Here is a 20,404-nt window from a genome sequence, read left to right on the forward strand (position 1 = left end):
ACCGCGCCCCTCGATCGGCGGCGGGGGCGCAGCGGGCTTCGCGCGCCCCCGCGGCACCCGATCACCGCCGCAGCAGGTCCCGGATGTTCACCACGAGCAGTACGGAGACGACGACCACGATCGGCACCAGCACCGCGATCCGCCACTGCGTGACGAACGCCCAGATGATGCCCGCGAGCACGGCGAGCAGCACGGCGACGAACGCCAGCCCGGTCAAGAACGGCAGCAGTTTGCGGCGGGCGAAGCTGTCGAACGTCGCGAACAGCACCACCACCCCGATCATCGCCGGAACCGTGTACCGGCCCTGCAGCAACAGCATGGCGCCCAGCGAGATGATGAGCAGCGGGGTGCTCAGCGCCGCCCAGATGTGCACGAATCGGGTGGTGCGCTGCGCACCCGAGGCGTAGGGCAGGTGCGGCGAGCGCAGGTGCTCCTTGGGGCCGGGCTCCAGTGGTTCACGACTGGCGAGGGCAGCGCGGTGGAAATCGCGCTCGTCGGCCATAAACGCGCGCTCCCGGCAGCGCGCGGCCAGCTCCCGTTCTGCGGCGCGGAGCTGCTCGCCGTACTCGCGTGCCCGCGTCTCGGCGTGCACGTCGCGCGATAGCACCAGTTGGGCGGCCGACAGTCGGCGCAGTTCGGCCCGTTTCTGGGCGATATCGGCGTCGGCCTGCTCGATCTGCTCCGCGAGCCGGTTCACGTGCTCTTCGAGCTCGGCACGCGCGGCGGTCTCGCTCGGCGCGACCTTGTGCAGTCCGACCCACGTGAGCGGATCCGCCCAGGCATGGCGGACGGTTCCGTCTCGCTCGTAGCGCGGTCCGCTGGGCGCGCGTTCCCCGTCGAAGAAGTCGCGGGTGTCGCGGCCCCACAGCCCGCGGAACCCGCGTACCCATGGGGTGTCGTCGTCGATGAGCACGGCCCGCCATTCGCGGTCCCCGCCGGGACCCACCCGTGCGCCGTCGCCGCGCGCGTAGTCGACGAACGGGACACTGATCCCGTGCCGCACGATCGCGCTGGTGCTGGGAAACAACTTCTCGGTGAGGCGCCGCCAGGCGCGCACCACCCCGCGCAGCACAGCGGGGTCGACCTGGATCAGGTAGTCGCCGGGCAGCATCTGGTGCGAGTGCGAGCCGGCGCCCACGAAGACCACGGGGTGGTCGCCCTCGCGGTGGAAGTCCGGGTCGTCCCAGCTTCGCCGGAGATCGTCCCCGGTGTACTCGTGCGAGGATGCCCCCGCCCACATCGGCCGGATCGCACCGTCGGGTGCCTCGGTGAGGTAGACGAAGACCTTCTCCCAGTCGGCCTCGTGGTCGTTGACGCCGCCGTAGATGGAGCGCCAGTCGTTCATCGCGTAGAAGAACCAGTACTGCAGGATGATGTAGCCGCCGTCGCGGACAACGCGTCCGTAATAGGTGGCCCCGCCGTCGTCGACATGTTCGCGGTAGCGGGTGACGGCCGCCGCCGCCACACCGCCCGGGACCGCGCCCCGGATCAGCAGCGAGAGCTTGACCAGGACGTCCAGGACGCGGCCGAAGACGCCGACCGCGGCCAGCCGGCCGCTCTTGGGGATCTGCGGCCGGGCCCCTTGGCGGAAGCGGCGCGCCTCGGCGGCCAGTGACTCCTCCTGGACGAACCTGAGGTGCTTGGGCTGGCCCGGCCACTCCTCCTCGGCGCCGGAGAGCCGTTCCGCGGTGAGCTCACCGGCGGGAACCGCCTCGTGTTTCCGGCCGTTGTCGTCCTCGACGTAGAGGCTGCAGCACGGCAGGTACGCCTCGATGTCCGTGGGGAAGAACAGCTCACCCCGGGTGTACCGGAGTACCGGCTCATACTGGCGGAGGAGCTCGTAGTCGGTCTTCGCGCTCATGTCGGGCCCGGGTTCGACCGAGAACCCGGTCGACTCGTCCCGCGCTGTCTCGGTCACGCTGTCTCCACTCAAGGCGCCGCGGGCGTGGCCGCACGATTGATCCGTTCCAGGTCGGCCACCATGCGTGCGGTGACGGGGGTGTCGACACCGGCGCGCTCACCGGCGCGCAGCAGTGCGCCGCCCAGCGGGTCGAGCTCCATCGGGCGCCCGGTCTCCCGGTCGAAGAGCATTGACGGTTTGGTGTCGGCGGGGCGGTCGTCGGCCATCGCGATGATCCGTTCGGTGTCGAGCGGAACACCCCTGGCATCAGCGACCGCGGTGACCTCCGCCACCAAACTCAGCATATCCGCGCGGTGGTCGACTCGGGCCCGGCCTATAGGCAGCCCCGAGTGCGCGCAGACCAGCGCGGTCGGCAGCAGGAAGCCGTACTTTTCCCAGAGGACGCGGCCCTCGGACGCGCCCAGCTCAACCCCGATGCCGGTGCCGCGGAGCGCGGCGGTCAGCTCCGCGATGCGGTCAGCCGGCGCGTCGGAGTCGGCGATCTCCACCCACGTGTACGGGCTAGTGTGGTGGATGTGGCCGGGCGCGACACGGGCGGCGCCGACATGGATCGCGGCGCCGGTCACGTACGCGGCGGGGAACCGTCGCCGCAGGACCTCCATGTGTTCGAAGCCGTTCAGCAGCGGGACGACCACCGCGCTGGCGAGGGCGTCCGCGTTGACGCGGTCCAGCGCGGCGCCGAGTGCGGTCGCCTTGGGCGTCACGAAGACGACGTGCCCGTGCCCGCCGGAGGCGTCAGGACTGTGTTCCAGGGACGGCAGGGCGGTCACGCGCGTCGAGAAGCCGCCGAACGTGTCCGACTCCACTCGGATGCCTTCCGCGGCGATGTGCGCGGCCGTCGACTCGTTCGCCACGACAGTGACCTGGTGGCCTTGACGTGCGAGGAGGCCGGCGAGTAATCCGCCGACCCCTCCAGGACCAATGATCGTAAAAGATACCGAATATTTCTCTTCCGTCATCACAACCTCTACTTTCTTCGTGTCGTTGGCCACGTGCCCCGAGTCGGCACGTAGTCTCGGATATACAGCTCATCCAGGAGATTGGTGCCGACCAATCCGTGGGTCGAGCGGTGCCGATGCTGGTGGAACGGGTGAGAAGAATATGGAAACTTCGTTGGCGACCAAACCACACCAGGGCGTTTCGGATGTCCTGCGCTTCCGCTACCTCGGCCCCCACGAGATCGACGAGCTCGCCGGGCTCTGGACCGCCGTACATGAGCGGCACACCGCTGTCGCGCCGCACCTTGAGGACGTCATCACGTCCGTGGACGCCGACGAAGCCTGGCGGCGCAGGAGGAAGCAGTACCTGGACTGGCTGGCCGACCCCAACACCCTGGCGGTCGTCGCCGAGCGCGCCCGCGAACCGGTCGGCTACGCCATGGTGACGATCCGCGAGAGCCAGCAGGGGTCGTGGGACCGGGGCGAACGGGTCGGTGTTGTGCAGACCCTCGCCGTCCCCGAGGAACACACCGCAACCGGAGTCGGCTCTGGGCTGCTTGAGGAGGTCCGACGCCAACTCGGCGAGTTGGGGATCCGTGAGATCGAACTGTCGGCCGTCGCAACGAGCGCCGACGACATCCGCTTCCTTGAGCAGGAGGGGTTCCGTCCCTTCGTGACAACAATGGTCTGCCGGATCTCCGGGGTCGGCGCGCACGACTGAGACTCAGCCGCCGGACGCGCCCCCGACCGTCGTAGCCTCTTCGCCGCCTCGGCTCAGCCCGGGGCGGCGGAGCAGTGCTCCACGTCCCCGTAGCGGTCGATCTTGACGTCCAGGAAGCGGATGCTGGACTCCAACTCGCGTACCTGCGCGTGCAGCCGTTCGCGGTGGCTTTCCAGCAGTGCCCGGCGGAGCGCGGCCGTGTGCTCCCCTTCGCGCCGCAACCGCGCGTACCGGAGCATGTCGCGGATCGGCATCCCCGTGTTGCGCAGCAGCAGCACGAACGACACCTGCTCCAGTTGCGCTTCGCCGTAGACCCGGTGGCCCGCGGACGAGCGCGGGACCGGATCGATGAGCCCGATCCGCTCGTAGTAGCGAAGCGTGTCGGTGGTCAGGCCGGTTCGCTCCGCCGTCTCAGAGACGGACAGGCCGCGGGGCATGGTGACGGTCATGCCCCGAATCTACTCAATCCCGTGTGCCTCGGGGCTTGCGTTGGAGCGCGCTCGAAGGACCAGAGTTACGCCCGGCGGCCGCGCGGCCGCCGCTGATCACGAATGGAGTCACGCGTGCGCAGCACCACACTGGGAGCCACCGGGCCCGAGGTCGGAGTCATCGGCCTCGGCTGCATGGGAATGACGTTCGCCTATGACCCCGCGGGCCGCGACGACGAGGTGTCGGTCTCGGTCATCCACCGGGCACTGGACCTCGGAATGACCCTGGTCGACACCGCCGACGTCTACGGCCCCCACACCAACGAGCAGCTGGTCGGCCGGGCACTGGCCGACCGGCGGGACCGGGCCGTCCTCGCCACCAAGGTGGGCCTGGAGGCGGCACCGGGGCAGAAGAGGTTGGCCCGCAACGGGCGTCCCGACCACGTCCGCGACGCGGTCGACGCGAGCCTGCGGCGCCTTGGAACGGACCGCATCGACCTGTACCAGCTTCACCGGGTCGACCCCGAGGTTCCCATCGAGGAGACCTGGGGCGTGATGGCCGAGGCGGTCAAGGCGGGCAAGGTGCGCGCGCTTGGCCTTTCGGAGGTGAGCGTTGCCGAGATCGAACGCGCCGCGGCCGTGCACCCGGTAACCAGCGTGCAGTCCGAGCTGTCGCTGTGGACCCGCGACGCGCTGTCCGAGGTGGTCCCCTACTGCGAGGCGAACGGGATCGCGTTCCTGCCGTTCTCCCCGCTCGGCCGCGGCTTCCTGACCGGAAGTATCCAGTCGGCCACGGATCTCCAGGAGGGGGACATGCGGCGGAACAACCCGCGGTTCCAGCCCGAGGCGATCGAGGCCAACCAGGCGATCGCGGATCGGGTGCGAAAGATCGGGGAACGACGCGGCGGCACGGCCGCCCAGGTAGCGCTGGCCTGGGTCCGCGCCCAGGGCCGCTATGTCGTGCCGATCCCGGGGACGAAGACCCCGCGTTACCTGGAGGCCAACGCCGGAGCCGCGGACCTGGTGCTGAGTCCCGAGGACCTGGCCGAACTCGACGCGCTGCCCCCCGCGCAGGGCGAGCGGTACTAACACCGCCGCGGTACCCGACCGCGCGATCCGGCGGCCGTGCCCCCGCCGCGGGATCGCGCGGGCGTGGTCACGCGGTCGGGCGGCGCCCGACCGCGTGACCACGCCGGCCGCCGGGAAACAGCGGGGCTCCCGGTAACGACCGCTACCCTCGTTCACGGTCCGCACGACACCGGTGGCCAGAGAGCGAGGAACGTGAGCGCGCACGCCAGTACCGACGCGAACACCTGCAATTTTCCCGGGTGTGACCGGCCCGTGCCGCGCGGGTCCGCGCCGGGCCGGCCGCCCGAGTACTGCGACCTGCCCGAACACACGCGCTGGCGGGCCTGGCGCGAGCGGCAGCGGATGCAACGGGACGCCGCCGAGCAGGCGCCGCAGGAGGAAACCTCCGGCTCCACTCCCCCGCCTCCCGGCGCCGCGGCGTCGGAACCGGCCGCAGGTGGCGCGCCCGTCAGCGACGCCCGGCTGCGCGCCGATGATCTGCTGACCCGTTTCGCGGTCCAGGCCGAACAGCTCACCGCGACCCTGGACGCCGCGCGGCGGGCGTTCGGCACCATGACCGATCCGGCCAGCGCCGAGGCCCAGGTCGAGGCCGCCCGGCTGGAGGCGGCACGGCGGGTCGCCGAGGCAGACAGCGCGCGGCTGGAGGCGGAGAACCGCCGCCGGCAGGCCGAGCAGGAGCGGGCCGCAGCGCAGGAGGCCACGGAGTCGGCCGTCGCCGCGGCCGGCGCCGCGGAACGGATGGCCGACGAGGCGGTAACCGCGCGCCAGGACAGCCGTGTCGAGCGCGACTCCGCTCTGGCGCGCGCCGCGTCCCTCGAAGCGGAACGGGACGCCGCCGTCGCCGAGTGCAACGCGGGCCTGGCCGATGCTGAGCGCCGCGTACAGGAGGTCGAGCGCCACTCCGCAGCGGCGTTGGAGGAGGAACGGCAGCGCGCTCAGCGGGAGCTCGCCGAGACGCGCCAGCAGGCGGCCGCCGAGCAGGACCGGATCCGGACAGCGCTGGCCGAGCAGAACGACGCCCGGGAACAGGCAGAGCACCGGGCCGCGCGCGCCGACTCCGCCGCGGAGCACGCACGGGCCCGCGCCGCGGACCTGGCCGCGGAACGCGACCGGCTCAGCGCCGATGTGGAACGGCTGCGGGCCGATTCCGAGCAGGAACGCGCCCGGATGCGGTCCGAGCTCGACAGCCAGCGCGCCGCCGCGGAACGCGGCCTCGCCGAGGCGCGGGAGTCCGCGGCCGAGCGGCTCGCGGCCGTCGAGGACGCCCGCTCGCAGGCCACCCTCCGGGCCGAACGCGCCGAGCAGCAGCTCGACGAGGCCCTGGCGGAGCTGCGGCGCGGGCGCGCCGCGGACGATGCCGCGGAGAACACAGTGGACGGCGCCGCGGACACCGCCGCGGAGGCGGCTCCGAGTGGGAAGAACCCGGACGGCGGTGCCGGACCCGCGGATGGGCCGCCGGCGCGCTCAGGCGGTGCGTAGCGCCGCTCTTGGCGGCGGACAAGGCCCCTCGAGGCGGGATGCGTCGAGTACGGCCAACGGCCGGGGCGGGCCCGGAAGGTTCTGTGGTACGCCAGGCCGTGCCGGTTGGCCTGCCGGCTGTCCGGAACCGGTCCACTGCGCCGGAGACGGCTCGGCTGTGACGGTTGTCGAATGTCGAACGTGCCCGCCCGGGACGCCGCGGGTCAGGCGTTCGTGGTCCTCGGCCCGGTCGCCGCGCTTCGGGAGGACCGGGCCGACGGCCCGCCGAGTGTGCCGCACACCAGCGGCGCTGGCGTGCGCGGCCTGCGTCGCGGCGCTCAGGCGCTCGACATGGCCGAGCACACCGCCGCGCTGGCTCCCCCAGGGTGCGCACGACAGCACCGGCCCGAACGCGCCCAGCGTGGCGGTCGGCTCTCCCGGCTGAGTGCGCACAACGCCACCCCGGCCAGCACCGCGCGCGTTCCGGGTTCCACCCCTCTGAGCAGTAAAGACGCCACCGCAACCGTGCCACTGCCCACTCCCCCTTCCGCACGGCAATTCCTATTGTTATAGTTCTATGCAAACAAAGGAGGTTGCACGTGTACGCAGAACCCGACACCTACCAGGGGCGCCGCTGGTTGGTGGCCCTCGTTCCCGCTGCCCTGTCGGCGGCCGTCCCGTCGGCCCTCGCGTTGGTGTTCAAGTCGGACATCGCCGGCCAGATGTTCGTCGGCGCGGTCCTGGCCTCCATGGTGATGGCGTTCCTCATCGGGGCGACGACGGCGGCGACGCTGGCGCGCTACCAGCGCAGCGCCCCGCTACAGCGCCAGGCTGCCGCCACCAGCGCCGCCGTCAGCGGGCTCTTCGGCACCCAGATCACCCTGCACGTTGTCTCACTCATCGGCGTCCCGCCGCCCGACGAGATCCGCTGGTTCGGGATGAACGAGGCATCCGGCTGGTTCTGGATCGCGGGCGTCCCTGTCGCGGCCGCCGTTGGCGCCCTGGCATGGGCCCTCGCCCGCACCGGCGCGCCACCCGTGGCCACCGGAGTTCCGCCCGAGGGCACGCCCGCCTTTCGTCTCGGCCCGCAGCAGAGGGCCATGTTCGCCGCCACGGTATGGGTGCGCTCGAACCTGCTGGTGGGCGCGGCTCTGCTCGCCCTCGGGATTGCTGTGACGATCGTGAGCGCGACCAGGGACAACACCCTGGCCCCCGGCCTGGTCTTCACCATCATCGGCCTGTGGTTGCTCGCCCAGTCCCACGCCAAGCTGGTCATCGACGAGCGTGGCGTCGCGCTGGCCACCGCGGGAACCCTGCGCTCGACCATCCCCTACGCGCACATCACCCAGGCCACTGCCCTGGAGCGGTCCCCGCGCTCCGCGACCTACCCACCCGGGGGCAGCGACCACGGCTGGGGTGCGTGCACCGGCACGGGGCCAGCGCTCCACCTCCAGTTGACCGAGGGCCGCGCCTTCGTGTTCTCCACCCACGAAGCCAAGACCGCGGCCAGCTTGGTCAACGGCTACCTGCACCGGGAGCGCAACGATGTTGATCACGATTGACCCGGAGTCCTCCCAACCGCTCGCCGAGCAGGTCGCGGCATCGGTCCGGGCCGCGCTCTCCAAAGGAACCGCGCAGGCCGGCGATAAGCTCCCGGCCGCCCGGACCGTGGCCTCCGCGCTCGAAATCAACCTGCACACCGTGCTCCGCGGCTACCAGCAACTGCGCGACGAGGGCCTGGTGGAACTGCGCCGCGGCCGCGGAGCGGTGATCATCGCCAACGGCAGCCGCTCCGAACTCAACGACGCCGCCCGCTCCTTCGCGCGCACCGTCCGGCACATCGGAGCCACCGAGGAGGAAGCGATCTCGGCGTTACGCACCGCGATGCGCGAGTGACTCCGTTGCTGTCCCCTCTTCGCACCGCAGGGTCGCCCGCGCGCCGTTGCGCACCGACCCTGACCGTGAGGACATGTTCAGCGCCGAGAACGACGCCACGGACACTTCCGGTGCGCCCCGCCACCGAGCGGGAACACTGACGCATCCTTCCGAGGCCCCCGGGGCCTCGCCGCCTCCGTTGGACGCCGCACCACCCGCCCACATCACCGATCTAAGTGGCGTCGGCCTTCAGCAGCCGGGAGAAACACCGGCTCAGCCGGGCGCCGTCGGCGCCGTGCGCGGTGTAGCGGACCGTGGTGCCGCCGGTGAGGAGCACCTCCACCGTCGACTCGTCGCCGTGGCGTTCGACCCGAACGTCGGCGATCCTGGCCGCGGGTATCCGCGGACGTTCCGGGTCGAACAGGTCAACCGCCCACGCGCGATAGCGACGAGAAAGAAGCAGCGGCAGGGTCACGGCGAGCAACGCGAGCCAGCCGGCCAACGACACGGCAGAGGCGATCGCGTCCCGCGTGTGGTAGATCCCGCCGGCCACGATGAACAGCAGCGCAAGACCCGCGGCGTAGAGCAGCGGCTCCGTCGGGTCCGCGGACGACGGGGCCAGCTTCTGCAGCAGGTACATTGCGGGCATCGACGCCAGCAGCACCGTGACGGCGATCCCGGAGGGCCACGGACCGAACACCGGGTCCAGCACCCTGGTCAGGTTGGCGCGTGCGGGCGTGTACCCGGCCTCGGAAAACGTCAGGTCCCGCCAGCCACCCGGTTCAGCGCGCACCCCTCTGACCTCGGTCTCGACCACGGTTCTACTTCCTTTGCCCAGCCGTTCCAGCGGACCTCGCGCATCTGATACGCAGCACCTTACGCCCGCGGCAAACAACTCTGGGAACTCCGTCACACTCGCTGCGCGGTACCGCGCAGCCTCACCCCCGGCCGCGCGGTACCAGCGGGGGTGGAGAGCGGCGGCTGGAGCCGGGCACCGATACGCCCGGCCATTGCGGGACTTCCGCGCACCCGGCGCGGCACGGGACCGGTAGCACCTCGTCGCGGTGGCCGCGCCGCCGCGCCCCGAGACCCCGGCGCAAGCCATGGCGGCGCATCCCGGATCCGGCGGTGTGCACGGCGGCACGCCCTTCTACCATTGGGGACGTGCCAGATCAGGAGACCAGCGACGAATCCGACGATCCCGCGACCGGGGGCGGCGAGCAGAAGCCACCCGCTCGGGTACGACCGGCGGTCGCCGAGCGGCCGCGCCATCGGATGAACCTCTTCGCGATCTTCGGTCTGGGCAGCGGCCAGTGGGGATGGGCGATCGGGGCCAAGGCCACGATCGCCATGGCCCTCGCCTTCTCGCTGGGCTCCTACGTGTTCACGCCGCAGCTCGCGACACTCGCGGCGCTGGGGTCCATGACGGTGCTCTACGAGCGCAACACGCCCTACGGGTACCGCGCGATCGCTCTCGGCTTCGTCGGCCTGGGGTTTGTCGCCAGTGTCATGGTCGGCTCGCTGTCGGCGCTCAACCCGTGGGCGTCCGCGGTCGCCGTCGGGGCGATCGCGGGGGTGGCCACCTGGCTCTGCCAGGCGCTGCGTGTCGACCGTCCCGGTCCCCTCTTCTTCGTGCTGGTCGGGGCGATCGCGACGATCATCCCGGGCGGCTTCACCGAGGTCCCCCTGCATACCGCCATCGCCGCGGTCGGCGCCGCGGTCGGCTGGGTGGTGTCGATGTCGGGTGCCCTGATCCGCGGCCGGCACCCGGAGAACCAAGCGGTAGCGCAGGCGTTCGTGCAGCTGGCCGCGCTGCTACGGGCCATTGGGACGCGGCGGCTCGATCACGTGCAGCACGATGCGTCGGTCGCGGTCGCCGAGGCGTGGCGCATCATGCTGCTGGCCCAGGCGCGCGGCTACCGCGACACCCCGGAGGTAGCGCGGCTGCGCGCCCTGCTGCGCTGGGTCTCCGATATCCATCTCACCGCCACCGACGTGTCTATGGCCCGCACCAGCCCGCTTCCGGAGGAGGCCGCGCGCTTCGCCGACGAACTGGCGGTCGCGGTGGCCCGGCCCGAGCGCGCGCCCGACCCCGATGCGCTCGACGCGCTGCGGAAAGGGCTGCGCCCGCGCTCGTGGGAGCCCCAGCTCTACAACCGGCTCGCCCGCGCGGCGCAGGCCGCCCGCCGGCCCGAGCACGAGAACACGGACCGCGGCCTGGAGCTGTACGACACGCGTTTTCCGTCGGTGGGCAACTCGCTGCGGTCCAGCCTGAGCCGGGACTCGCTGATCCGGCCGACCGCGCTGCGCATGGGCATCACGGTCGCGCTCGCGGGAGTCGTGGGCCTGGCGCTGGGCATGGACCGCTTCTACTGGATCTCGATCACGGCAACCACGGTCCTGCAGGGCGGTAACGTCGTCCTGACCGTGAACCGTTCGGCGCAACGCGCCCTCGGCACGCTGCTGGGGGTGGCGATCGGTGCGGGAGCGCTGTTCCTCGACCCGGCGCTGGTCACCGTCATCGTGGTGGCCTCGCTCTTCCAGGGGCTGGGCCAGTTCGCCCTGACGCGGAACTTCTTCTACGGCACGGTTCTCATCACCCCCATGGCGTTGTTGCTGGCGCACACCGCCGCGCCGTACCCCGTGGATGCGCTCGCCCAGGCACGCATCCTCGACACCATCCTCGGCTCGATCGCGGGGATGCTGGGAGCGGTGCTGTTGTGGCCCCGCGCCTCGGCGGCCCGGCTTCCGCCGACCATCTCCGATGTGCTCGACCGGGCCCGGCTCGCGATCACGGCTGTTCTCGACCCCGACGTGCGGCTCTCCCCGGAGCGGCGCTACCGGATGCGGCGCGACCTGCGCGCGGCTCTGGTCAGCCTTCGCGGTGTCTACGACAGCGCGATCGGCGACGTACCGCGCGCCACGACGACGCGTCCGCTGTGGCCGGTGGTGGTCGCCACCCAGCGCACCGGTTACCTGGCGCTGGCGGCGCTGACGCTGGAGCATCCGCCGGCCGCCTCGCACATCACCGTGCAGCGTCTCGACCTGGCCTTCAAGGAGCTGCAGGAAGCGCTCCTGCACCGGCGGACCCCGCGGTTGGGCGCGCTACCGCGGCTGGTGGACTACCCGCGGATCAACATGGAGCTGCGGGCGCTGTCGTCGTCGATGCGCACCGCGGTGGCCGAGGACACCCGGACGGCCGAGCTGCAGGAGAAGCGCCGCGCGCAGCGCGAGAAGCGCCACGCGCAGCAGGAGATCGACGCCGACCTCTGAACGGGAGAACCGGGCTCCGGTGCTCCGGCCCCGGCTCACTCGACCATGGCGAAGGCGCGGACCGGGAACGTCGCGAGGCCGCGGACCTTCACCGGGACCGCGAAGAACGTGAAGCCGGTGGCGGGAAGCCGGTCGAGCGAGCACAGGTGCTCGACAACCGGAACCCCCGCAGCGAGCAGGGCCGAGTGCGCCGGGCGCGCGCCGCCGCTGCCGGACGAGGTGTCGTCGATGTTGACCGAGTCGATGCCGGCCAGCGTGGCGCCGGCGGCGACCAGCGCCTTGGCTCCGTCCTCGGTCAGGTAAGGGTGTTCGGGGTCTCCATAGTGCTCGGTCCGCCAGTGACGGTCCCAGCCGGTGCGGATGAGGACCGCCTTGCCCTGGACGTCGAGTTCCTTGAAGGATTCGGGCCCGACCGCGGCCGAGCCGGCGCCCGCGTCCACGATCACTCCGGGAAGCGCCGCGAGCTTCTCCAGGTCGAGGTCGGCGAGGTCCGCGCCCTCGCGGTAGCGGTGCGCGGGCGAGTCAAGATAGGTGCCGGTGTTGGCCACCATGGAGATGCGGGCGATGCTGAACTCGGTACCGGGGGCATAGACACGCTGTGACCCCTCAAACGTCAGGTACTCCTCGATGACCGGCCCCGGCAACCCGGGGTACGTGATCATCCCGTCGGTGATCTGGTGGCTGACGTCGATCAGGTGCGACACTGCTCCGCCTTCCCTACCCGGCCCGCGGGCGAATGCTGGTTGCTGTGGTTGCCAACTTCTCCCTTCCCCAGAAGGAAGGGGAAACTCTCCCTCGCGGACGAGTCTCCTGCTTCGTCACTGATCACAAAAGGGGGCTCCCCTTACGAAGTCCGAGTTCCACCGGGGACCGGCGTTTCGACCGCGTCCGGTTCGCGGCGCGACTGGCCGCGTGCGCGCGGCCGGTCGCTCAGGTGCCCATGCGAGACCGCCCGCGCTCACACCGGCCCCGCACACGTTCGCTAGCCTTTTCCGGCCATGGACCGCGACGCCGGGACCGGGTACCGAGCGGTGTCCCTGCTGGGCACCGATAGCCTCAGGGTCGGCATGTCCAATGAGAGGGGATCACAAGCAGTGTCGTCGTACGGGGCCGCCAAGACGGTCATCGCGCCAGCCACGCGGGCCATCTGGCCGTTACGCGTGGAGGGCACCCACCACATCCCCCGACAGGGTCCGGTGATTCTCGCCGCCAACCATCTGTCCAACATCGACCCGCTGTTCATCGGCGTGGCCGTGCCGCGCCAGGTGGTCTTCATCGCCAAGCGCGAACTGTTCGCCGAGGGCAACGTTGCCCAGCGCGCCTTCACCCGCGCATTGCGCGCAATCGGCCAGCTCTCGATCGATCGCCACCCTGGGCAGAGCTCTCGGGAGGCCATGGAGGAGAGCCTCCGGGTACTGAAGGAGGGCACCGCCTTCGGTATCTTCCCGGAAGGCACCCGCTCCCCTGACGGCCGCCTGCACCGAGGACAGACCGGGCTGGCTTGGCTCGCGCTCAGCTCAGGGGCACCCGTGGTTCCGGTGGCCCTGTCCGGCACCAACCGCATTCTTCCGGCCGGTGCCCGGCTTCCCGCGTTCCGGCGGATCGGCGTCCGCTTCGGCCCGCCGGTGGACCTCTCGGCGTGGGCCGGGGAAGCCGGCCGGGCACGTTCGCGCCGGGCCGCCACCGACGCGGTCATGGCGGCGATCCAGCGGCTCTCCGGTCAGGAGCAGGTGCCGCGGTTCGCCGCCTCTGTCAAGGACGATCGGACCCGCGGGCAGCGATCGTAGGCTGTTTCACCGTTTCGCCCACACGCGATACCGATCCGCAGTAGAGTCGTGACCCAACGTCGGCCCCCTCGCCGTGCCGGCCCTCCCCAGTGCGGATCGCAAGCAGCGATTCGCGGACGGTTGTGGACGCGTGGGTATGGAGGTGCAGGGTCACGTGGTGCGATTCATCCGCAGAGCGTTTCCCGTCTTTCCCGAATACGGGCGGTTCCGACTCGCTGGTCCGGGAGCCCGCCAGGAGAACACCGATATCGCGGAGCTTCTCGGTGGCTCACTGCTCGCCAGTGGATACGACCACATCGAGCTGAGCACGTTGCAGGGGCGGGTCGACGTCAGCGTGGTCTTGGAGGAATGGGACGCGGAACCACCCGATCCCGAGAACCCCGGATGGGAGGAGGCGGCCGCGGCCACGGTGTTCCTGCGTGGATTCGTCACGGTGGGCGGCGGTGTTCCGGGGTACGCCGTCAACCTGCGGCTCCGTAGCGGTGCACGTCTCTACCGCGCCGACGTGCACGCCTGGCGACGGCGTGCGGTGGCGCAGCGCTACGATCAACTCCTCCGGAGCTACGGCGACCCGCACTCCGCGCGGTTCCGTGCGGCGGAGAAGCAACTGCGCGGGCAGGAGGAGTTCCTGATCCGGCTGCGCCCGACCGCATCCGACGACGGCACCTCCCCCCGCGGCGGCAACCTGTGCAGCCCGGAGACTGTCGCGGGCTGACTCGGCACGCGTGCCAGCGCCGGCCGAGCACGACCGTACGCGGCGCGGCCCACGCTAGGCTCGTTTGTGATCCTGGCCCCATCATTTCGATACCGGGTCCAGGAACATCTAGGGCACCCGATGGGTTAGAGTCACTGGTGGCCGGTGTGGTAGCAAGTGTCCCCCGGGCCTCACCTATTGCCTTCGCGGAATACCGCGTGCGTCCCCGTTCTTTCGGACCGTCGCACGGTCACCTGGAGCCACGTTGTGCCACGCGCCGAGAGGCGACCGCCACACCGGCCACCGAAGACACTCACGCCCCGCTGTCCCGGTTCTCGGGACGCGGGGCGATCTCGTATGAGCGAGCGGAAGGACGAATCGGCGTGGACGAGAGGTGGACCCCGGGCCAGGGAGACGATCAGCCCTCTCCGCCGCCCGACCCCCAGGACCCGCCTTCGGGCGACCCGGAGCCGCCGCAGGCGCGGGAGGCGGAAGAGACACCGGCCAGCGACGGCACCTCGGACGTGTCCGCGGACTCCGACGGCATCGTTGGAGCGGAAACCGGCGGCGAATCCGCCGCCGGCGCGGAGAGAACCCAGAGCACCGCAAGCCCGTACACGATCCCGGGCGCCGGGGATACGCGGCCTTCCTCGTGGAGCTGGACGTCCACGGAAGCACTGGACGACGGCTGGGGAGCCACCGGGTCACCGGTCGCGCGTCCCTGGCTCGACGACCCCGGGCTTCCGGATGCGCCCACGGCACACGAGAAGCCCGAGCCGCCCTCCGCACCCGAGGAACCGTCGAACCTCGGCGGCGAGCCTGCGGACTCCCTCGACGGCGTCTCCCGCGCTACGGACGAGCCCGCGGAGCACTTCTCGGATTTCGACCAAGCGGCCGCTGAGTCCCAGGAGGACATCGCCGGGTGGCGCCCTGACGAACCGGCACGCCCCGAGGACGCCGCGCACGAGCCCTGGGGCCACACCGAGGAACCCACGCTCCGGCCGTGGGAACACACCGAAACCCCCACCCACCAGGCCTGGGAACAGCACACCGAAACCCCCACCCACCAAGCCTGGGACCACACCAACGAACCCACCCACCAGGCCTGGGACCACACCGAAGAACCCACACTCCGGCCGTGGGAACACACCGAAACCCCCACCCACCAGGCCTGGGAACAGCACACCGAAACCCCCACCCACCAAGCCTGGGACCACACCAACGAACCCACCCACCAGGCCTGGGACCACACCGAAGAACCCACACTCCGGCCGTGGGAACACACCGAAACCCCCACCCACCAGGCCTGGGACCACACCGAAGAACCCACACTCCGGCCGTGGGAACACACCGAAACCCCCACCCACCAGGCCTGGGAACAGCACACCGAAACCCCCACCCACCAAGCCTGGGACCACACCAACGAACCCACCCACCAGGCCTGGGACCACACCGAAGAACCCACACTCCGGCCGTGGGAACACACCGAAACCCCCACCCACCAGGCCTGGGAACAGCACACCGAAACCCCCACCCACCAAGCCTGGGACCACACCAACGAACCCACCCACCAGGCCTGGGACCACACCGAAGAACCCACACTCCGGCCGTGGGAACACACCAACGAACCCACCAACCGGGGGTGGGACCACTGGCAGAGCCCTACCGGACAGGCCCCAACGGCGTATCCGTCATACGAATCCGACGAGCCCGCCAGCTCCCAGCACCAGTCACTCGACGACACCGCAAGCTTCTCCTCCCCCTCTCACCACTCCTTCGCCCCCTTCCCTCCGCAGCAAAGCCCCGACTCCACCGCCAGCCACCACACCCGGGAAACGCCGCACTCGCCGTACGGAGCGTGGGACAGTCCAGCACCGTCCTCCTTCCAGCGCGGCGACCAAGCACTGTCGGATCAGCCACCGATGCCGGATCCGCACGGCCTGCCGGGAGATTCTCCGGCCGGTGTTCCGTACGCCACCGGTCCAAGCGTCAGCGACCCGGAGTCCTACAGTGCGTCCGGCCCCGCGGGCCGGGTGCCGGACGCGGGCGCACCGCCCCGTGGACCGTACGATCCCGCCTACGAGCCGGCCGGGGACTTCGCCGCCTTTTACCAGGATTCCGGTCCCGAGGATCCATCGCCCCCCGTGCAGGAGCAGGAAGGACCCGGCGGGCCCGACCACGTGCCGCCGCGGCGCTCCCGCAAGGGGTTGGTCATCGGCCTCGTAAGCACCGTGGTGGCCCTGGCCCTGATCGGCGGGGGCATCTCGTGGTACGTGCTGTCCATGCCCAAGCCCGAGGAGACCGCCGCGTCGTACGCCGCCGCCTGGGGCGAGGGGGACTACGCGGCCATGGCGGGTCTGGCCGCCGGCAACAGTGACGACACCGAGCAGAATCTCGACCAGTTCGCCAGCAACCTCGGGGTTACCGAGGCCCAGGTGGACATGGGCGAGGTCAGTGCCGACGGCGACAACGCCACCGCTCCCTACGAAGCAACGCTCTCCCTGAAGAACGCCGGCGACTGGAGCTACGAGGGCGAACTGCCCATGGTCCGCCAGGATGGCGAGTGGCTGGTCGACTTCAGCCCTGCGGTGATGCATCCGGAGCTCGATGAGGGCCAGACGCTCGCCCGGGTCAACGCCTGGGGTGAGCGCGGGAACATCCTCGCCGCTGACGGCTCCCGGCTGGACACCGAAGAGACGAGCGGTTCGCTCGCCATGATCGTGGGCCAGGTCGGCTCCGCCGAAGAGGAGGACCTGGAGAGCCTCGGCCCGGCCTACGAGGTCGGCGACCCGACCGGGGCCAGCGGGCTGCAGAAGTCCTACGAGGAGCGCCTGGCCGGCGAGGCCGGAACCGCCATCCATCTCGTCAACGAGGGCGAAGAGGACCAGGCGGCGCAGGAGGAAGACCCCACAGTCCTGGAGTCCATCGAGGGCACCGACGGCAAGGACGTCACGACGAGCCTCGATCCGGCCGTCCAGAGTGCCGCCGCGCAGGCCGTCAGCGGCCAGAGCGACCCGACAGCGATCACCGCCATCCGGGCGTCCACGGGGGAGATTCTGGCATCCGCGAACGTCCCGGGCGGGTACAACCGCGCGTTCGAGGGCCAGTACGCCCCCGGCTCCGCCTTCAAGATCGTCTCGTACCAGGGTCTGCTGGCCAACGGTCTCGGCGCCAACGACACAATGAGCTGCCCGGAGGAGGCCAACGTAGGCGGCTGGGACTTCAAGAACGCCGGCGACGCGGCATACGGGCAGCAGACCGTCACGGAGGCGTTCGCGACCTCCTGCAATACGGCGCTGGTCCAGGAGGTCGCGAACAGGCTCGACTCGGAGTCGATCACCGCGGCGGCGGAGCGGTTCGGGATGAACAGCGACCTGGACATCGGTGTGCCCACCACCGAGCCGTCGTTCCCGGCGCCCGACAGCACCACGATGGTCGCGTCGCAGAGCATCGGGCAGGGCCAGATCCTGACCAGTCCGCTGCACATGGCGACCGTTCCCGCGGCGATCGCCGATGGCTCGTGGCGGTCGCCGACACTGGTGAGTGAGCCCGAAATGCCGGACCAGCCCGAGCCGACGCAGATCGAGCACGCCGACCAGTTGCGTCCGATGATGCGTGAGGTCGTCACGAACGGCACCGCGGACGGGGCCAACTTCAGCGGTGAGGTCCACGGCAAGACCGGGTCGGCGGAGTTCGGTACGGCCGAGGACGAGGACGACGAGCTCGAAACGCACGCCTGGTTCGTCGGCTACAAGGGCGACGTCGCGTTCTCCGTCGTCGTCGAGGGCGGTGGCGGTGGCGGGGACGTCGCCGCGCCTATTGGCGCGAAGTTCGCGAACGCCATCTGAGGGAAGCGGGATAGCGCACGGCGTCGCCGGACGAGCCGACCACTGGTCGTCCGGCGGCGTTGCCCGGGTGGTGACCGGTCGGCATCGGCGGCTGGGCGCGGGGCCGCGCGAACCTCACCCCCGCTGATGCCGGCCACCCTAAGCGACGCGGCGCAACGCACCCGAGTGCCCTGGGAGGATCTCGTCGCCGGTCCGGACCTCGGGTTGCCGGACTTTGTCGCGCCCCCACCACTCGGGGTGTGGCGCGCGGGCGCAGCGCGTCCCAGGCGGCCGCATCGGAGCGGGCGGCCGCGAGACTCGCCCTTGCGGGCGTTCTACGGGTTGGCGACGCCGGGGTCGGGTGAGACGACGTTGGAGTCGACCGCGGGTGGCGGTTCGGTTGCCCCCTGTTCCCCCGGCGTGAGGGCGACGAGCATCACCAGGAGGCCGATCACCGCCGCCGCGATCGCGGCGCACACGGCCCACGGCCGCCAAGAGCTCCCGCGTTCCTCCTCGTCGAGGGAGGGCGTGTCCGCGCCGAACATCTCCATGCGCCCGGCCAGATCGGGATCGTCCTCGCTGAGGTGCTGCTCGATCTCGGCGAGAATCCGTCGCTCATACTCTCGTAGAGCCATCGCTCCCCCTTCGGCCAGCAGGTGTTCATCGCGCACCAAGGCGTGCTGGAGACCTCCCCCGTTAGAGAGGTCTCTATCCGCGATCCGCGGGCGAATACCGTCCGATCGGGATCCGATGTTCCTGTACCGCGGGTAATTGTTTTCTTACTCCTGCTCGACTGGAGCCCCAGGACTTGGTGCGCCTTCGGTGCGGTAGTTGTCCAGGGCTGTAACGACGTACTCCACGGGTTCGTCCGCCGGTTCGGAGTCGGTGAAACTCACGGCTCCGTCCCCGTCCGGACCGCCGACGCCGCGCAGGTGCGCGGCGTCGGCGAGGTCGCAGGGCTGCGCGCCGTCCTCCCCCGGTACGCGGTACACGGCATAGAAGCGGGCGTCCTTGGCCGGCTCCCACTCGAGCTGCACCGAATCCCCGGTGTGGTCGGCGGTCACCTCGGTGACCTGGCCCGGACCGTCTCCGCCGCCCTCGACCTCGGGAGGCAGAGCGGGTGCGCGGTAGTGGTCCTCGGCCACGCGGTCCATGGCCTCGCTGGCGCGGCCGGTGAGGTCCTTCTGGGAGAAGTAGACGTTCCCGCCGACCTCGGCGTATTCCTCGTTGAAGTCGAGCTGGCGCGACAGGGAGTCCTCGCCCGTCCAGCCGTCCTCGCCGTGCATGTAGGCGGCCTGGCCGATGTAGAGGTTGGTGTCGGTGCCGCTGACCTCATTGGACCACCAGTCGACCAGCTCCTCGTAGTCGGCCTTCTCCAGTCCCCGCGGCCAGTACAACTGCGGAAGGACGTAGTCGACGATGCCTTTCTCGATCCAGGCGCGGGTGTCGGCGTGCTGGTCGTCATAGGACTGCAGGCCGGCGGTGGCGGATCCGCTGGAATCGGTGGTGTCGTTGCGCCAGATACCGAACGGGGACACCCCGAACTGCACCCACGGCTTGGTCTCCCCGATCCTGCTGTGGACATCGGCAAGCAGGCTGTTGACGTTGTTGCGGCGCCAGGCGTCGCGGCTGTCGAAGTCGCCGCCGTACTCCTCCCAGCTCTTGTCGTCGTTGAACGACGCGTTGCCGTCGGGGTAGGGGTAGAAGAAGTCGTCGAAGTGCACGCCGTCGATGTCGTAGCGCTCGACCACGTCGAGGACGACGTCGCTGACCCACGTCTGCACCTCTGGGTTGCCGGGGTCGAAGTAGGCCTCGTCGGCGTACTCGACGAGCCACTCGGGATTCTGCTTGATGGGGTGGTCGTCGACCAGGTTCTCCAGGTCCGGATCCTTCAGGCCCACCCGGTAGGGGTTGAACCAGGCGTGCAGCTCCAGACCGCGCTTGTGGGCCTCCTCGACCGCGAACGCGAGAGGGTCGTAGCCGGGATCGCCGCCCTGCTCGCCGGTCAGGTAGCGCGCCCACGGCTCCTTGTCCGACTTGTAAAGGGCGTCCGCGGTCGGCCGGACATGCAGGAACGCGGTGTTGAAGTCCATGTCGCGCAGGGTGTCAAGCTGGTCGACCAGCTCCTGCTGCTGCTCCTCGGCGCTCAGCCCGGGCTCGGACGGCCAGTCGATGTTGCGCACCGATGTGATCCAGGAGCCGCGCAGGTCACGCTTGCCGAGCTCGGAGTCGGTCTCGCAGTCCTCGGGAATGGGATCCGGGAGGTCCGCGTTGGCGTCACCGGAATCCGGGTTGGAGACACACCCTGCGAGCAGCGTCGCGACCGCCGCCCCAACAACTCCGCGCGTTACCCACCCGAGCACCCGACTAACTCCCTCAAAGCCTCAAATACA

Annotated in this window: 17 protein-coding genes; 10 read left to right on the forward strand and 7 right to left on the reverse strand. The window is 70.6% G+C overall.

Features of this window, described 5'->3' with window-relative positions:
• Positions 1-61: 61 nt before the first annotated feature.
• Positions 62-1,861 (reverse strand): FUSC family protein, encoded by a 1,800-nt coding sequence (locus F4561_RS13880; protein ID WP_184583602.1) that lies wholly within the window; start codon positions 1,859-1,861, stop codon positions 62-64.
• A gap of 68 nt (positions 1,862-1,929) precedes the next feature.
• On the reverse strand, positions 1,930-2,880 hold the full coding sequence (locus F4561_RS13885) for a ketopantoate reductase family protein (RefSeq protein WP_221445480.1): 951 nt from the start codon (positions 2,878-2,880) through the stop codon (positions 1,930-1,932).
• 142 nt (positions 2,881-3,022) lie between these two features.
• Between F4561_RS13885 and F4561_RS13890 the strand changes: the two genes are divergently transcribed.
• The gene (locus tag F4561_RS13890) at positions 3,023-3,580 is read left to right on the forward strand and encodes a GNAT family N-acetyltransferase (RefSeq protein ID WP_184579130.1); all 558 of its coding nucleotides are present in this window, start codon (positions 3,023-3,025) and stop codon (positions 3,578-3,580) included.
• Positions 3,581-3,633: 53 nt separating this feature from the next.
• Here the strand turns inward: F4561_RS13890 and F4561_RS13895 are convergent, their stop codons facing one another.
• A complete protein-coding gene (locus F4561_RS13895; protein WP_246437199.1) occupies positions 3,634-4,029 on the reverse strand; it encodes a MerR family transcriptional regulator in 396 nt (131 codons plus the stop codon).
• A gap of 102 nt (positions 4,030-4,131) precedes the next feature.
• On the opposite strand from F4561_RS13895, the gene F4561_RS13900 reads away from it, so the two are divergent.
• From F4561_RS13900 to F4561_RS13920, 5 genes are all read left to right on the forward strand, one after another.
• A complete protein-coding gene (locus tag F4561_RS13900) occupies positions 4,132-5,097 on the forward strand; it encodes an aldo/keto reductase (RefSeq protein ID WP_221445481.1) in 966 nt (321 codons plus the stop codon).
• A gap of 192 nt (positions 5,098-5,289) precedes the next feature.
• A complete protein-coding gene (locus tag F4561_RS13905; RefSeq protein WP_184579137.1) occupies positions 5,290-6,576 on the forward strand; it encodes a coiled-coil domain-containing protein in 1,287 nt (428 codons plus the stop codon).
• A 171-nt stretch (positions 6,577-6,747) separates the two neighbouring features.
• Positions 6,748-7,128, forward strand: a complete 381-nt coding sequence (locus F4561_RS13910; protein ID WP_184579140.1) for a hypothetical protein — start codon at positions 6,748-6,750, stop codon at positions 7,126-7,128.
• 26 nt (positions 7,129-7,154) lie between these two features.
• Entirely contained in the window at positions 7,155-8,117 is a 963-nt protein-coding gene (locus F4561_RS13915) for a hypothetical protein (protein WP_184579143.1), read from the forward strand.
• On the forward strand, positions 8,101-8,451 hold the full coding sequence (locus F4561_RS13920; protein ID WP_184579146.1) for a GntR family transcriptional regulator: 351 nt from the start codon (positions 8,101-8,103) through the stop codon (positions 8,449-8,451). The genes F4561_RS13915 and F4561_RS13920 overlap by 17 nt, the downstream gene beginning before the upstream one ends.
• 211 nt (positions 8,452-8,662) lie before the next feature.
• Here the strand turns inward: F4561_RS13920 and F4561_RS13925 are convergent, their stop codons facing one another.
• Positions 8,663-9,247, reverse strand: coding sequence for a hypothetical protein (locus tag F4561_RS13925; protein ID WP_184579149.1), 585 nt, complete (start codon positions 9,245-9,247; stop codon positions 8,663-8,665).
• Positions 9,248-9,585: 338 nt separating this feature from the next.
• On the opposite strand from F4561_RS13925, the gene F4561_RS13930 reads away from it, so the two are divergent.
• Complete coding sequence (locus tag F4561_RS13930; protein ID WP_376773696.1) at positions 9,586-11,703, forward strand: FUSC family protein; 2,118 nt, start codon at positions 9,586-9,588, stop codon at positions 11,701-11,703.
• 35 nt (positions 11,704-11,738) lie between these two features.
• Here the strand turns inward: F4561_RS13930 and F4561_RS13935 are convergent, their stop codons facing one another.
• Positions 11,739-12,407 (reverse strand): cyclase family protein, encoded by a 669-nt coding sequence (locus tag F4561_RS13935; protein ID WP_184579152.1) that lies wholly within the window; start codon positions 12,405-12,407, stop codon positions 11,739-11,741.
• A 390-nt stretch (positions 12,408-12,797) separates the two neighbouring features.
• Between F4561_RS13935 and F4561_RS13940 the strand changes: the two genes are divergently transcribed.
• The 3 genes from F4561_RS13940 to F4561_RS33705 all read left to right on the forward strand — a co-directional run bounded on the left by F4561_RS13940 (position 12,798) and on the right by F4561_RS33705 (position 18,032).
• Positions 12,798-13,490, forward strand: coding sequence for a lysophospholipid acyltransferase family protein (locus tag F4561_RS13940; protein WP_184583610.1), 693 nt, complete (start codon positions 12,798-12,800; stop codon positions 13,488-13,490).
• A gap of 154 nt (positions 13,491-13,644) precedes the next feature.
• Positions 13,645-14,205, forward strand: coding sequence for a hypothetical protein (locus F4561_RS13945; protein ID WP_221445482.1), 561 nt, complete (start codon positions 13,645-13,647; stop codon positions 14,203-14,205).
• A 362-nt stretch (positions 14,206-14,567) separates the two neighbouring features.
• Entirely contained in the window at positions 14,568-18,032 is a 3,465-nt protein-coding gene (locus F4561_RS33705; protein WP_312885254.1) for a penicillin-binding transpeptidase domain-containing protein, read from the forward strand.
• Positions 18,033-18,346: 314 nt separating this feature from the next.
• On the opposite strand, the gene F4561_RS13955 is transcribed toward F4561_RS33705, so the two are convergent.
• Both F4561_RS13955 and F4561_RS13960 read right to left on the reverse strand, forming a co-directional pair.
• Positions 18,347-18,646: a DUF3040 domain-containing protein gene (locus tag F4561_RS13955; protein WP_184579155.1), complete on the reverse strand. Its 300-nt coding sequence runs from the start codon at positions 18,644-18,646 to the stop codon at positions 18,347-18,349.
• Between the two features lie 144 nt (positions 18,647-18,790).
• Complete coding sequence (locus F4561_RS13960; protein WP_184579158.1) at positions 18,791-20,374, reverse strand: family 10 glycosylhydrolase; 1,584 nt, start codon at positions 20,372-20,374, stop codon at positions 18,791-18,793.
• Positions 20,375-20,404: the final 30 nt, after the last annotated feature.

It is taken from the genome of Lipingzhangella halophila (genome assembly GCF_014203805.1).
GTDB lineage: Bacteria > Actinomycetota > Actinomycetes > Streptosporangiales > Streptosporangiaceae > Lipingzhangella > Lipingzhangella halophila.

What these genes read in the sequence shown, in the direction of transcription:
- F4561_RS13900 (WP_221445481.1), top strand. Translation starts at nt 4,132, where the DNA reads ATGGAGTCACGCGTGCGCAGCACCACACTGGGAGCCACCGGGCCCGAG.
- F4561_RS13890 (WP_184579130.1), top strand. Translation starts at nt 3,023, where the DNA reads ATGGAAACTTCGTTGGCGACCAAACCACACCAGGGCGTTTCGGATGTC.
- F4561_RS13955 (WP_184579155.1), bottom strand. Translation starts at nt 18,646, where the DNA reads ATGGCTCTACGAGAGTATGAGCGACGGATTCTCGCCGAGATCGAGCAG.
- F4561_RS13920 (WP_184579146.1), top strand. Translation starts at nt 8,101, where the DNA reads ATGTTGATCACGATTGACCCGGAGTCCTCCCAACCGCTCGCCGAGCAG.
- F4561_RS13895 (WP_246437199.1), bottom strand. Translation starts at nt 4,029, where the DNA reads ATGACCGTCACCATGCCCCGCGGCCTGTCCGTCTCTGAGACGGCGGAG.
- F4561_RS13880 (WP_184583602.1), bottom strand. Translation starts at nt 1,861, where the DNA reads ATGAGCGCGAAGACCGACTACGAGCTCCTCCGCCAGTATGAGCCGGTA.
- F4561_RS13910 (WP_184579140.1), top strand. Translation starts at nt 6,748, where the DNA reads ATGTCGAACGTGCCCGCCCGGGACGCCGCGGGTCAGGCGTTCGTGGTC.
- F4561_RS13885 (WP_221445480.1), bottom strand. Translation starts at nt 2,880, where the DNA reads ATGACGGAAGAGAAATATTCGGTATCTTTTACGATCATTGGTCCTGGA.